General features: G+C 45.3%; 14 protein-coding genes. All 14 read right to left on the bottom strand.

The genetic code is table 11. The features are described 5' to 3' along the window. Position 1: 1 nt before the first annotated feature. The 14 genes from RUW00_RS10995 to flgK all read right to left on the bottom strand — a co-directional run bounded on the left by RUW00_RS10995 (position 2) and on the right by flgK (position 13495). Positions 2-850, bottom strand: a complete 849-nt coding sequence (locus RUW00_RS10995) for a YitT family protein (protein ID WP_007614078.1) — start codon at positions 848-850, stop codon at positions 2-4. Positions 851-1019: 169 nt separating this feature from the next. Continuing rightward, positions 1020-2121, bottom strand: a protein-coding gene (gene prfB, locus RUW00_RS10990) for a peptide chain release factor 2 (protein WP_096034905.1) whose coding sequence is annotated in 2 segments (ribosomal slippage) — positions 1020-2048 and positions 2050-2121 — 1101 coding nt in all. Because the reading frame shifts where the segments join, the coding sequence is not laid out codon by codon here. A 74-nt stretch (positions 2122-2195) separates the two neighbouring features. Then, positions 2196-4721 carry a preprotein translocase subunit SecA gene (gene secA / locus RUW00_RS10985; RefSeq protein ID WP_007407469.1) on the bottom strand — a complete coding sequence of 842 codons (2526 nt, stop codon included), beginning with the start codon at positions 4719-4721 and terminating at the stop codon, positions 2196-2198. Positions 4722-4887: 166 nt separating this feature from the next. Continuing rightward, positions 4888-5454, bottom strand: coding sequence for a ribosome hibernation-promoting factor, HPF/YfiA family (hpf, locus tag RUW00_RS10980; protein WP_003151413.1), 567 nt, complete (start codon positions 5452-5454; stop codon positions 4888-4890). Between the two features lie 194 nt (positions 5455-5648). Further along, positions 5649-6026: a DUF8042 domain-containing protein gene (locus RUW00_RS10975; protein WP_280144667.1), complete on the bottom strand. Its 378-nt coding sequence runs from the start codon at positions 6024-6026 to the stop codon at positions 5649-5651. Between the two features lie 9 nt (positions 6027-6035). Beyond that, positions 6036-6380, bottom strand: a complete 345-nt coding sequence (fliT, locus tag RUW00_RS10970; protein ID WP_014419003.1) for a flagella biosynthesis regulatory protein FliT — start codon at positions 6378-6380, stop codon at positions 6036-6038. Next, the gene (fliS, locus tag RUW00_RS10965) at positions 6380-6781 is read right to left on the bottom strand and encodes a flagellar export chaperone FliS (protein ID WP_003151407.1); all 402 of its coding nucleotides are present in this window, start codon (positions 6779-6781) and stop codon (positions 6380-6382) included. The genes fliT and fliS overlap by 1 nt, the downstream gene beginning before the upstream one ends. Before the next feature lie 19 nt (positions 6782-6800). Beyond that, complete coding sequence (locus RUW00_RS10960; RefSeq protein WP_022553863.1) at positions 6801-8321, bottom strand: flagellar hook-associated protein 2; 1521 nt, start codon at positions 8319-8321, stop codon at positions 6801-6803. 249 nt (positions 8322-8570) lie between these two features. Continuing rightward, positions 8571-9566: a flagellin N-terminal helical domain-containing protein gene (locus tag RUW00_RS10955; protein ID WP_022553864.1), complete on the bottom strand. Its 996-nt coding sequence runs from the start codon at positions 9564-9566 to the stop codon at positions 8571-8573. 143 nt (positions 9567-9709) lie between these two features. Further along, on the bottom strand, positions 9710-9934 hold the full coding sequence (gene csrA / locus RUW00_RS10950; RefSeq protein ID WP_003151402.1) for a carbon storage regulator CsrA: 225 nt from the start codon (positions 9932-9934) through the stop codon (positions 9710-9712). Next, entirely contained in the window at positions 9928-10359 is a 432-nt protein-coding gene (fliW, locus tag RUW00_RS10945; protein ID WP_007407475.1) for a flagellar assembly protein FliW, read from the bottom strand. The genes csrA and fliW overlap by 7 nt, the downstream gene beginning before the upstream one ends. A gap of 29 nt (positions 10360-10388) precedes the next feature. Next, a complete protein-coding gene (locus RUW00_RS10940; protein ID WP_017418818.1) occupies positions 10389-10958 on the bottom strand; it encodes a DUF6470 family protein in 570 nt (189 codons plus the stop codon). Between the two features lie 90 nt (positions 10959-11048). Then, entirely contained in the window at positions 11049-11966 is a 918-nt protein-coding gene (flgL, locus tag RUW00_RS10935) for a flagellar hook-associated protein FlgL (protein ID WP_007407477.1), read from the bottom strand. 11 nt (positions 11967-11977) lie between these two features. Further along, positions 11978-13495: a flagellar hook-associated protein FlgK gene (flgK, locus tag RUW00_RS10930; RefSeq protein ID WP_014419008.1), complete on the bottom strand. Its 1518-nt coding sequence runs from the start codon at positions 13493-13495 to the stop codon at positions 11978-11980. Between the last annotated feature and the right edge of the window lie 14 nt (positions 13496-13509).

Raw genomic sequence — 13509 nt, 5'->3', positions numbered from 1 at the left:
TTTACGCGCGTTTGAAACCCTCGCCGAGCACCTCGCTTGCGTCTGCGACAATCACAAAGGCTGATTCATCAATTTGTTTGACGATTTGTTTCAGTTTTGTGAATTCGGTCTGGCCGACGACACACATTAAAATCGGCCGGTCATGTTCCGTATACCCGCCGACTGCGGAAATCTTCGTCACACCCCTGTCGATTTCTTTAAACACAGCCGACCTGACGGCTTCTTCATGCTGTGTAATGATTAAAGCCATTTTGGAGCGGTTGAACCCGACCTGCACGACATCAATCGTTTTGCTTGAAATAAATACCCCGAGCATCGCATACAGTCCCTGCTCCACTCCGAAAACGAGCATCGCGCTCAGCACAATTAATCCGTCCATGATGGCAAGGCACGTTCCCAGCGACAGCCCCGTGTATTTGTGAATGATCTGCCCCGCCAGAGCCGTTCCCCCCGTGGAGCCTTTGCCGAGATACACGATGCCGATTCCCGTTCCGATCCCGACGCCTCCGAAAATCGCCGCCAGCAGTTCATGGGTCGTCGCGGCAGGCAGATCTCTTGTTAAATAGACGGCGAGCGGCAGAACGATGGAACCGACCAGTGTCTTCATACCGAACTTCCCGCCGAGAATAATCACTCCGGCGATAAACAAAGGGATGTTAATAATCCACTGCACGTAAGCCGGTTCAAAACCAAACGTTTCTAAAATGGTGCTGATCCCGCTTACTCCCCCCGCTGCTATACGGTTCGGCAGCAAAAATACGTTAAACACGACCCCCGTAATCGCCGCCCCGATCATGATGTATATATAATCTTTGATCAGACGGAGCGGCTTATTGTGATTCACATCCATGCAAAATCCTCCGTTCTCCGATTTTCTCTCGATAGCATTTTAAGTCTTCCCGGCTTAGAAGTAAATAACAGCCAAATACCGTATTAATTTGCTAAAGCGCTGTTGTGAAAAATGGAAAAAGAGAACGGATAAAAAAACACACCTTGCCAAAGGCAGGTGTGTTCCCGGATTACGACAATTTAGAACGTAAATAGGCGTCAATGAAGATATCGATATCTCCGTCCATAACCGCCTGCACGTTCCCCATTTCCGTATTGGTACGGTGGTCTTTCACCATGGAGTACGGATGGAAGACGTACGAGCGGATTTGGCTGCCCCAGCCGATTTCTTTCTGTTCACCGCGGATTTCGTCAAGCTCCGCCTGCTGTTCTTCAATTCTGCGCTGATACAGCTTCGCTTTGAGCATTTTCATCGCCCGGTCGCGGTTTTTGATTTGTGAACGTTCCGTCTGGCACGTGACGACTACATTTGTCGGCAGGTGGGTGATCCGAACGGCTGAATCAGTCGTATTGACGTGCTGTCCGCCGGCACCGCTCGCCCGGTACGTATCAACTTTAATATCTTCGGTACGAATATCAATGTCGATTTCTTCATTGAATTCAGGCATGACTTCACATGACACGAATGACGTGTGGCGGCGGCCTGATGAATCAAATGGAGAAATCCGCACGAGGCGGTGTACGCCTTTTTCCGCTTTTAAATAGCCGTATGCATTGTGGCCTTTAATAAGCAGTGTGACTGACTTAATTCCCGCTTCATCTCCCGGGAGATAATCAAGCGTTTCAACTTTGAAACCGCGTCTTTCCGCCCAGCGGGTATACATTCTGAGCAGCATGGAACCCCAGTCCTGGGATTCCGTACCGCCGGCGCCCGGGTGAAGTTCTAAAATCGCGTTATTTTTGTCATATGGTTCACTGAGCAGCAGCTGAAGCTCAAATTCATTCAATTCCTTCGTTAATGACTTCAGCTCTTTCTCGAGCTCTTGCTGAAGGTCCTGGTCAGGTTCTTCTTTTAAAAGATCATGTGTCATTTGCAGCTCTTCGTGAGACTCGCTCAGCTGATGATAGGAGTTCACGTATTCTTTCAGACCGTTCGCTTCGTTAATGACGGTTTGGGCCTTCTGCTGGTCATTCCAGAATTCCGGTTCCGCCATCTTTTCATCTAATTCTGCAATGCGGGCTTCCTTTGATTCGAGGTCAAAGAGACCCCCTGAAGTCCGCTAAACGAGAAGCCATATTTTCGAGCTCTGCCCTGATTTCTGATAATTCCATTCCATTCACCTCATTAAAAGATCCGGGGCGCCATAAGACGCAGACCCGGTCATGTTCGCTTCATACAGTCGAGACTATTCTGTCCGGCCGCAGCAATTTTTATATTTTTTTCCGCTGCCGCAATGGCAAGGCGCGTTGCGTCCGATATCCACAACTTTGCGCACCGGCGCTTTTTTCGCTTGTTTGGCCTCATCGCCGTCCTGCGGCTGATGAGCCGTCGTTTGGCCCTGAACAACTTCTTCGCGCTCCAGATTGCTTTCAATCTCGGCCTTCATAACGAATTTCGCAACTTCGTCCTCAATGGACTCAATCATGTGCTCAAACATTGCGAAGCCTTCCATTTGATATTCACGCAGCGGATTTGTCTGCGCATAAGCGCGGAGGTGAATCCCTTGACGCAGCTGATCCATCGCATCAATATGATCCATCCATTTTGAATCAACGGCACGCAATACGATGACTTTTTCAAATTCACGCATCTGCTCTGTGCCGAAATTCTCTTCTTTTTCATTATATTTTGTCATGATGCGGTCCATGATCATCTCATGCATTTCATCCGGTTCTTTTCCGAAGATATCGCTCTTTTCAAGCGCGCCTTCATCAAGATACGTTGAATTCACCAGCTCCACGAGGCCGTCAAGATTCCATTCTTCCGGAAGCTCCTCTTTCGGCGTATAAGCGGCAATCGCACGCTCCAGAGAAGACTTGATCATGCCTTCCACAATGTCACGCAGGTTTTCAGAGTCAATGACTTCAAAACGCTGCTTGTAAATGACTTCGCGCTGCTGACGGAGTACGTCGTCATATTGAAGAAGCTGTTTACGTGAATCAAAGTTGTTTCCTTCGACACGTTTTTGAGATGATTCCACGGCGCGTGACACCATTTTGCTCTGAATCGGCGTGGAGTCATCCATACCGAACCGGTCAAGCATCGCCATCGTCCGTTCAGCTCCGAAACGGCGCATCAATTCATCTTCCATTGAAAGATAAAATTGTGTGATGCCCGGGTCCCCCTGACGTCCTGAACGTCCGCGAAGCTGATTGTCAATCCGGCGGGATTCGTGGCGTTCCGTACCGACGACTGCGAGGCCGCCAAGCTCTTTTACGCCTTCGCCGAGTTTAATGTCGGTTCCGCGTCCCGCCATGTTGGTCGCAATCGTGACAGCGCCTTTTTGTCCCGCTTCTTCAATAATCTGAGCTTCACGCTCATGGTTTTTGGCATTCAGCACCTGATGCGGAATCCCTTTGTTTTTCAGAAGTTTAGAAATCAATTCAGACGTTTCAACGGCAACCGTACCGACAAGAACCGGCTGTCCGGTCATGTAGCGTTGGGCGACATCCTCCGCCACCGCCTTGAATTTCCCTTCCATTGAGCGGTAGATCAAGTCCGGACGGTCGTCACGGATGACCGGCTGGTTGGTCGGGATGGATACAACCTGCATGTTATAAATATTACGGAATTCTTCCTCTTCCGTTTTTGCGGTACCGGTCATACCGGCCAGCTTTTCGTACATACGGAAATAGTTTTGGAACGTAATCGTCGCCAATGTCATGCTTTCATTTTGAATCTCCAGGCCTTCTTTCGCCTCAATCGCCTGGTGAAGACCTTCGCTGTAGCGGCGTCCTTTCATCAGACGGCCGGTGAAGGAATCAACGATGACGACCTGGCCGTCCTCAACAACATAATCCACGTCTTTCTGCATCGCCGCATGGGCTTTTAAAGCCTGGTTGATATGGTGGTTCAAGGCCACGTTTTTGACATCAAACAGGTTGTCGATGCCGAACGTTTTTTCGGCCTTCGTCATTCCTTCTTCCGTCAGCTGAACGCCCTTCGTTTTGACGTCATACGTATAATCCTGATCTTTCTTGAGTGTGCGGACAAACGCATTTGCCTGCACGTATAGTTTTGTGGACTTCTGAGCTTGTCCGGAAATAATCAATGGCGTTCTCGCTTCATCGACTAAAATTGAATCGACTTCATCAATAACGGCAAAATGAAGCGGGCGCTGCACCATTTGTTCTTTATAGAGCACCATGTTGTCACGCAAATAATCAAAGCCGAGTTCATTGTTCGTTGAATACGTGATATCGGCTGCGTAAGCTTCGCGTTTTTCGTCTTTTGACATCGAATTCAGGTTCAGGCCGACTGTAAGCCCGAGAAACGCAAAGATTTCTCCCATTTGCTGGGCATCACGACTCGCCAGATATTCGTTGACCGTTACGACGTGAACGCCTTTTCCCGTCAAGGCATTTAAATACACGGGAAGCGTGGACGTCAGCGTTTTCCCTTCCCCTGTTTTCATTTCGGAAATGTTCCCCTCATGAAGGGCGATGCCCCCCATCAGCTGCACTTTAAACGGAAACATGCCGGTTACGCGGCGGGAAGCTTCACGAACGACGGCAAACGCTTCGACAAGAAGATCATCCGTCGTTTCTCCTTTTTCAAGCCGCTCTTTAAATTCTGCCGTTTTATGTTTAAGCGCCTCGTCAGAGAGATTTTCATAATCTCCTCTTACGGCATCAATGTCATTTGCTATTTTTTCGTATTTGTTCAGCGCACGTTTGGTCGGATCAAACATTTTATTTAAAATCCCAAGCATCTATAACGCTCCTCTATGTTCACATGCAGATTTTGCATGGAATAAATGATAATTTTCTGTCCATGTATACCTCTCATTATCATAACATACCTTTTGCTATTTCCAAAGAATTTGCAGATAAAGATAGAGAAAAACCTTCCGCGCGTTCACGGAAGGCTGGTTGGGTTTATTCAGTCGGTTCAATTAATCCGTATTTGCCGTCATTTCTGCGGTAAACGACATTTGTGAGATTCGTCTCCGCGTTGGTGAATACGAAGAAATTATGTCCGAGCATATTCATTTGGAGAATCGCTTCTTCATTATCCATCGGTTTTAAATTAAAACGCTTTTGACGGACAATTTCCGGGCTGTCATCTTCAATTTCGTCCTGAACCGCTACGCCCGTATCAGCAGCGCTGCCGTTCTCGAAATAATGTTTCGGAAGACCCTGCTCGCGGAATTTTCGGTTGACTTTTGTTTTGTGCTTTCGGATTTGACGTTCCAGCTTGTTTGTTGCGAGATCAATTGCATTGTACATATCCTCGTTATGCACTTCAGAACGAAGCGCCAGATCAGTCATCGGAATGGTGACTTCAACTTTGGATTCCTTATCATTATAGAATTTTAAGTTGACGTTCACATCGGCATTGACGCTCTGCTCGAAATATCGCTCCAGCTTGCCGATTTTTCTCTCCACATGATCCTTTAACGCAGGTGTAACCTCAATGTTTTCTCCTCTGATATTGTAGTTCATCAAAGAACGCCTCCCTTTATCTAAGGATATGTAACTATTTCTCTTTTACCCCTTCTGATCCCTGCTGAAACGTTAAAATAATGTGTAAATTCGGTGAACGATGACGAATGGTGTCGGTTATATCCGGCAGCTTCCGGCAGGATTATAAGTATATGCGGAAGACGCAGGCAAAAGACCTGCCGCTTGCAGCAGGTCTAGTGAAGAACATACGGTTTGATGCAGTCGTGCGTCTGCTCCATCCACAGCTTATAATGCGGCAGAAAGATGGTTTTTAAAAACTCCTGAAAAGGGGCGGACGGGAAATCATAATCATTTAACATGCTGAAATCCTGAAAGATCTCGTCAAATGAGCGGATCGCCGTCTCCACGCATCGGCACTCAATGACAGACAGCAGAAGCGCATGAGAGGAATCGAGATGAAAAAAAGCCTGAATCAAATCGTTGTAAATCCGCTCGCCCTCCGTTTTAAAAAAATCATCCTGCGTGTCCAACAGGTAGCAAAGCCCCTCATCAATCGTAAAAAGAAGTTGGTAATAGGCTGACACCAAATGGTAATCGTTCAAACTTCTCAAAACACTCACCTATTTGCGTTTGTCGTAATAACGGCCGTCACTTGTCGTTTGATGATACGGATTGAAATACGTATTATGGTAGATTCGTTTTTTCTTAAGCGTTTTTATTTCATTTCGGATACCATCCTGAATCCGTTTCACTTCGCCGGTAATCAGGCGGTCCATCGCGGCCACCTGCTGAAGCAGCGTTTTTTCTTCTTCGGAAAAAGGCGGCTTTATGCCCGCAAGCATCTCCTCCCTTTTCTCCGTAAATGCCGTAACGCTGCTGATAAGACTGTCGCTTTCCGGGGCGTCCTTCAGCGCGGCGTACATGTTCTTCGTTTCGTTATACAAAGCAAAGACATTGCTGTTCATCAGGCAAGGCCGCCCGCGCCATGGCTGTTTTTCCGTTCACTCTGCATGGCCTGCTTCCACGTGTCGCGAAATTCAGTAACGAGTTTTTCCGCTTCATCTAAAAACTCTCCGTTATTCTGCACGTTCGCGTCGATCAGCCGGCGGCGGATGTAATCATAAATGGATGACATCTGTTCAGAAATCTCAATCTCCCGGTTTAACGTGATGCTGAGCTCTTGAATGATGTTTTGCGCCTTTACGATATTTTCATTTTTGGCTTCAAGGTTGTTTTGCTTCATCGCCTGCCTTGCCAGCTTAATGAATCGCAGGCAGCCGTTATAAAGCATAAGGGTCAGCTCTTCCGGAGCGGCTGTAAAGACGGATGTCTGCTGATAAGCAGCAAAAGGATTATTTATTGCCATTTTTATAAAACCTCCAAGGTTATGATGTTGAAGATCCTAACATTGACGTGAGATATGAAGATTGGCTGTTCAATTTCTCCAATGCCGTATCCAGTGCGCTGAACTTTTTATAATATCTCGTTTCGATGTCATCCAGCTTCGTTTTCATATTGGAAATATTTGTTTCTATTTCATTCAGGCTTTTTCCGATGGCAAAGCTGGTTGATACCGAGCTTTCCGTACCCGCCTGTTTTGAAATTTGGGTCTGCATTTTGTTTAATGTGTCTTTTAATCTCCGGGCAATCCCCTGTTCCTCCGGGTTTTTGGTTTTCGCTGTATCAGGGCTGTCTGCATTAAACAGTTTAGCCACGAGAGAAGGGTTCTCGGTAATTTTCTGTTTCAGTTTCGCTTCGTCTTTAATAACAAGTTTTCCTTGATCCGTATAACTATCAGACGTCTCAATTCCGAAATCGGCAAGCTGATATTTTTTCCCGTCAATCGTAACCGTTGAGTACAGATCAAGCCGCATCTCCGCCAAACCGTTCTGCAGCGTGCTGTCGCTCCGTAATAAACCGCTTTTGGCTTTTGCCTCCCACTGCTCAATCTGCTTATCGGTCATCGCTTCTCTTTGTTCATCGGTTAGCGGCTTATAATCGCGGTATTTTGATTCTGTCACCTTCGCGTTTGCGCTTTTAATTAACGTATTGTATTTATCAACGAAATCTTTAATGTTGTCAAAAATGCCGTCCGTATCAGTCGTGCTGTTAATCGTAACCGTTTTATTGCTGTCCGTCACGCTGTTCAGCGTGTATTTGATGCCGTTGATCGTAAAGTTATTGGACGTTTTTGTCATTTCAAGCCCGTTGAACGTAAACTTCGCATTTTTCCCTTCGGCATTGGCCGTCAGTTCATTTGTCGCATCATCAACGGCAAAACCGAGCTGATCTTTCAGAAAGCTTTTGGTTGCGTCATCACCTGCGGCAAGGGTAAATCCTTCCCCCGTTTTATTGGAAGTGAACGCGATCGTATCCACATAATCCGTGCCATTAGAGATTTTCTCTTTTAAAGCCGTCACCCCAAGGCCTGAGCTGTTCAGTTTAGAAATGACATCGTCAATCGTATCGGTTGCGGCGATCGTGACGTTTACCTCAGTCGGCTTCGTTTCACCCGGATTTGTGACATTGAATTTCAATGTTTGGCTCTGACCTGAAGTGAAATTGATGGCGCCCGATGATTTATATGTCGTCGGCGTGGCCAGCTGCTGTACAGACATACTCGTTGAAATATTTTGCTCAGCACTGACGGCCGCCGCGCTGACACTGGAATCCGAACTTGTTACTGTTTTTTTATTCCAGTTTGTGGACATCAGCATATTATTAAATGTAGTAGAATACATGTCGGCAATCTGGGTATTCATTTCCCGATAAGCATCGCGCTTCCATTCAAGCGTCTGTTTTTGCTGATTTAATTTATTAAGCGGCTGCTTTTCGGCATCCATTAGTTTTTTCACCAGAGAATCTACATCAAGACCGGAATTAAGGCCTGTGATTCTTGTGACCATATGTACCCTCTCCTTTTCGGCGTTTAGTCGTAGACGGCTCTATGACAACAGTGAGTTTCCGACTGTTTATCATATCACAGCTCCATAAATGTATGATCTTATTCTTATATCGGTCATATTAAAAGGTTTTCAATAATTTAACTGCAAAATATAATGTTTCATTTTGTCAATAGGGTTCTTTGGCTTGCTGAAGGGGGAGATAGCTGAAGAAATAAAAAAAGACCCTGGAGAACCAGGATCTTTCCGTCATTAACCTTTCAGCAATTGAAGAACTTGCTGAGGCTGTTGGTTAGCTTGCGCAAGCATAGCTTGAGAAGCCTGAGTAAGGATGTTGTTTTTCGTGTACTCCATCATCTCAGAAGCCATGTCTACGTCACGGATACGTGATTCAGCAGAAGTCAGGTTCTCAGAAGAAGTACCAAGGTTGTTGATTGTGTGCTCTAAACGGTTTTGAACCGCACCAAGTTTAGCGCGCTCGCTAGATACTGTGTCGATAGCTGTTTTGATTGTTGTAAGAGCTGAAGACGCAGCTTTAGCTGAAGAAGAGATGTCGATACCTTTAGATAACTTTTCGCCTTCTTCTAGTTTTTCACTTCCTACTAGAGCACCTTTATCATCATAATAACCAGCTTCTTTTGTAACTTTACCGTCTGTTACTTCTTCATCTGCCCAAGTAGCAGTGCTATTTCCATCACCTGATTTAAGTGTTCCATCAGCTTGAGCTGTATAAGTCGTACCAACTTTCAGGCTTTCAGAGTCCATTTTATTGATAGACAAAGTCATGGTTTGACCTTCGTTAGCTCCGATTTGGAACGTAAGATCTTTTGCAGTTCCGTCAAGAAGTTTCTTCGTGTTGAACTCAGTGTCAGTAGAGATTCTTGTTACTTCAGATGATAATTGGTCCATCTCTTTTTGAAGCTCAGAACGGTCAGAATCTGTGTTTGTATCGTTTGCCGCTTGTGTAGCAAGCTCGCTCATACGCTGAAGAATGCTGTGAGTTTCGTTCAATGCACCCTCAGATGTTTGGATAAGAGAGATTCCGTCTTGAGCGTTTTTAGACGCCATGTCTAAACCGCGAATTTGAGAACGCATTTTTTCAGAGATCGCAAGACCCGCAGCGTCATCACCAGCGCGGTTGATGCGAAGACCTGAAGATAATTTTTCCATGTTTTTTGCAGCAGAGTTTGAACCTGCATTCAGCTGACGGCTAGTGTTAAGAGCCGCGATATTGTGGTTGATTCTCATTTTGTATTTCCTCCCTGAATTGTTTTTCGCACGTCCTTGTGCATTTGCGCAGCGTCATTCTGAAGAAAATTTTTCCTCTCATTGGCTACACTATATATATCGGATGGCCGCTTCTATTGTTTATATTGAAAATAAAAAAATCCTCACTTTTTTTGTGAGGATAGGTTAAGTAATAAATCAGTATTAAAAGATACGGCTCTGTTGTTCTCTTCCAGGATCGACAAGTAGATTTCTTTCCGATGAATATCTACGTGCTGAGGCGCTTCAATTCCCAGCTTCACTTGCTCTCCTTCGATTGCGATCACCTTTATTTCAATATCCGGCCCGATCTGAATGGACTCATTCACTTTTCTTGAGAGAACTAGCATGATCCTCCTCCTATCAGATGTTTTGTTTCATAGGAAGCATCATGTAAAATGATTTGTTTCGCCTTCATTTCCTTTTTATTGACGATAATCGGCGCTTTTAAATTGGCGGTCGTGTTTTCAAAAGGCTCTTCCAGCGTTAAAATCGCCATCACTTCGACGTCCTCTATATCTTCAATATGCAAAAGCTCAAGCGTCGCATGGTCAATGTCAAATTCGTACCCTTTAAAGAAAATAAACGGACTGGCGACAATAAAGGCGATGTGCTCCTGTTTGACAGACTGCAGCGCCAAAAACGGTGAATCTTCCGACAAAGGAAGAACAACAAATTGAGTCTCGTCATTAAATCCCGGCAGGCCGTTTTCAAATGAGATAATCTGCCCTTCGTCTATTCTGATTTCTCCGTGATATTTTGTTTTAATTATCATGCTTCACAATCCTTTACCACTTTCATCTTTTATTCTGCGTTGCCATCGTCAACCGAAATCGTCACCTTAGGGTCTTGCATCATATCAATCTGAACTTTCCCCGGCGTATAATTCCATACAGGTTTATTGACGGCTGCTTCAATTGAAGGTTTGCGGGCTTCAATATCAATCGTAAGCTTTGAAGGAATGCAGTCAATGTCGACGAGAAACTGCGCAGGCAGAAAGTCGCTGAATTCGCCGAATGGATCGGGCGGACTGACATCTGCTGCCTGCCGGGCCATCACATTGCCTGTTTTCTTTTCGATAGCCGCCATTTCCTTCCCTTCCCTGACTGTTTTGGCAATAAACTCGCTGCAGGCTTCCGCACCTTTTTGGGCGGCTTCAGCGTTTAGCTTTTCAAATGATTTGAGATTCAAGTTCTCCCACGCCCTCGTCTGGTCAATCGTCAGTTTGGCCGGCGTGCTTTCAATGTTCAGCTCTGCCGGCGGCTGCTCGATTTCCAAGTCAGCGGGCGGCTGTTCCATCTCGATTTCTTCCTTTTGAAAGGTTATACCGATTTTAGCAGGCACACTGTCAATAATCAATCTCGGTATCTGCACAGAGATCCCCCCTGTTTATAGTATTTTAGTAAAAAAAGCGATCTCCCTGGTGTGAGTCGCTTTTTTATATATTGAAGACGGTCAGTTATATTATTTCAGAAAGTCAATCAGTGACGGCTGAATGATATTCGCATTCACTGACAGCGCTGCTCTATGAACCGTCTGTTGAGATAAATAATCAACAATTACATCTTCCATTTCTACATCTTCATTATCGGACAATACTTTTTCAGCGGTTGCCGCTTGTGATTCCAATCTTGTCTGAATGAGTTCCAATCGGTTTGTGCGTGCGCCGATATTGGATTTTTCAGCATTCATTTTATCAGTAAAACCGTCAATATCTGACAGAATTTGATCTGAATCCGCTTCGGACAGCGTGCCTTTGCTTAAAGAAGCTTCTAAGGAGTTGAGAAATTCAAATACATTATCTCCATTTTGTGCGACGCCTCCGAAAGCTGAGTTTGGATCAGAATTCACTTTAAGCACTGCTCCGTTTGAGATGTTGATGTTAACATCCGAAGCACCGGTATAATTCTCATAGTTGTACGTATATGTGCCGTCGGCATTTTCAGTGATCGGCGGGACGTCAGAATTTGTTCCGTTAAACAGATAACGTCCGTTTACCTGAGTATTCGCGACAGAAACGAGCTGCTTTTTCAGCTGGCCGATTTCTGTACCGATTGCTTTCAATTCTGTTTCACCGTTCGAATCACTTTTCGCCTGAACCATCAAGTCCCGGATTTTCCCCATAATATCCGTTTCCGAGTTTACGCTTGATTCCGAGTTTTCCAGCCATGTAAAACCTTGCGAAACATTCCGCTGATACTGGTTTACCTGCGCAAGCTGAGTACGGTACTGCATTCCCTTCATTGCAACGACCGGATCATCAGAAGCTTTCGTGATTTTTTTCCCCGTAGATACTTGCTGCTGAAGCCGATCGAGCTTGTCATAACTTGAGCCGATAAATCGAAGAGAATTTTTTGCGATCATCCCTTGAGTTACTCTCATTTACTTATCTCCTATCTTCCTCCGGTGCCCATACCGTTAATAATTTTATCGAATATTTCATCCTGCATCGTTATGATCCGCGCAGCCGCATTATAAGCGTGCTGAAACTGAATCATATTTGTCATTTCTTCATCTAAAGAAACTGCACTGACTGATTGTCTCCGTTCATCGGCTGAAAGGGTGTTGCTTTCAGAGTTGTTCATAAGATTGGCCGCTTTTTGTGAATTAACGCCCAGCTTTCCGATAAGGGATTCATAAAAGTCATTAATTGTAGTGGTTTCACCGTTAATAGTCAGCTTGCTGTTCTGTACGGCTGCAAGATTTGTCGCGTTGGTGCCGTCACTTTTTTCTCCGTTTAACGACGCTGCGATATTATCAGTAGACGCAAGAATTTTGTCACTGACTTTTATTTTCGCTGCCGCACCTTTTGCCGGCACCGCTTCATCACCGCTGAAATCAAAAAATGCTGCACCCTGTTCGCCTGTATAGGTCTTCCCTTTTTCATGAACTGCATTAAACGCGTCAGCAAAGGATAGTGCCATATTGTCAAGAGCCGTCAGCATTTCAGGATAAAGACCTTTTTCTTCTCCATTTGACATATAGCCGTATGATTCAATAAGACCTAAAAGTGAGCCTTTACCGGTAAATGCATCCGCATTGACCGTACTGCTGCCGACTGACACACTCGACACGAGGCCGCTGTCCTTGTCGTAGTTGATTTTCATTTCTGAAACTGTTTTTGTGTTACCGTCGAGCAGTGTACCGAGAGAATTGTTGTTCCCGTTCAGCAATTCGACGTTAACCGTGCCCTCAGCAGTCGCCAAGGCATGTCCGCCCGACTTATTATATGAAACTTTTATATTTGCCATAGAAGATAATTGATCAATTAATCTGTCTCTTTGGTCATACAAATCATTAGGGAGCATACCGCTCGGCTCAACTGCCGCTATTTGATTGTTAAGGTCATTCAGCTGATTGAGAATGGAATTGACCTGATCCGCTGTGTTATCCAGGTTCTTTTTAATATCACCCTGAATGTTAGTCAAAGAGGTAGATATATAGTTAAAACTTTCGGCAAGAGATTTCCCCTGCTCCTGCAAAACTGAGCGCGCTCCCGTATTTTCCGGATTCGTCGCCAGATCCTGAAGGGCATTCCAAAACGAACTGAGCGATCCGTTTAATCCGTTATCGTCAAGCTCTTTCATGACGCCTTCCATTTGCGACAATGAATTGGAACGGGCAGTATAGTACCCTAATTTTGTATTTTCAGTTCTGTACTGATAGTCTAAAAAACTGTCTCTGACGCGCTCAACTGAACCGGCTTTTACTCCTGTTCCGATTTGGCCGGCCGTCAGATCACTGTTTTTTGATACTGCGGGATAAGGGCTCGTCGATTGTAATGTGACGCGCTGCCTCGTATATCCTTCTGTATTTGCATTTGCAACGTTATTTGAAACTGTGCTTAATGCAGTCTGCTGCGCACTCAATGCACGCCTTGCTGTTTCGAGCCCCATAAAAGTCGATGGCATTGAAAATCCTCCGT

Source organism: Bacillus sp. IS1 (genome assembly GCF_032461585.1).
In the GTDB taxonomy this organism is placed as follows: domain Bacteria; phylum Bacillota; class Bacilli; order Bacillales; family Bacillaceae; genus Bacillus; species Bacillus velezensis.
The sequence above is the reverse complement of the archived record's forward strand: the minus strand, read 5'-3'. Positions and strand labels throughout refer to the sequence as shown.

Coding starts and splice junctions, on each gene's coding strand:
- RUW00_RS10995 (WP_007614078.1), bottom strand. CDS start 850: ATGGATGTGAATCACAATAAGCCGCTCCGTCTGATCAAAGATTATATA.
- secA (WP_007407469.1), bottom strand. CDS start 4,721: ATGCTTGGGATTTTAAATAAAATGTTTGATCCGACCAAACGTGCGCTG.
- hpf (WP_003151413.1), bottom strand. CDS start 5,454: ATGAACTACAATATCAGAGGAGAAAACATTGAGGTTACACCTGCGTTA.
- fliT (WP_014419003.1), bottom strand. CDS start 6,380: ATGAACAGCAATGTCTTTGCTTTGTATAACGAAACGAAGAACATGTAC.
- fliS (WP_003151407.1), bottom strand. CDS start 6,781: ATGGCAATAAATAATCCTTTTGCTGCTTATCAGCAGACATCCGTCTTT.
- RUW00_RS10960 (WP_022553863.1), bottom strand. CDS start 8,321: ATGGTCACAAGAATCACAGGCCTTAATTCCGGTCTTGATGTAGATTCT.
- RUW00_RS10955 (WP_022553864.1), bottom strand. CDS start 9,566: ATGAGAATCAACCACAATATCGCGGCTCTTAACACTAGCCGTCAGCTG.
- csrA (WP_003151402.1), bottom strand. CDS start 9,934: ATGCTAGTTCTCTCAAGAAAAGTGAATGAGTCCATTCAGATCGGGCCG.
- fliW (WP_007407475.1), bottom strand. CDS start 10,359: ATGATAATTAAAACAAAATATCACGGAGAAATCAGAATAGACGAAGGG.
- flgL (WP_007407477.1), bottom strand. CDS start 11,966: ATGAGAGTAACTCAAGGGATGATCGCAAAAAATTCTCTTCGATTTATC.
- flgK (WP_014419008.1), bottom strand. CDS start 13,495: ATGCCATCGACTTTTATGGGGCTCGAAACAGCAAGGCGTGCATTGAGT.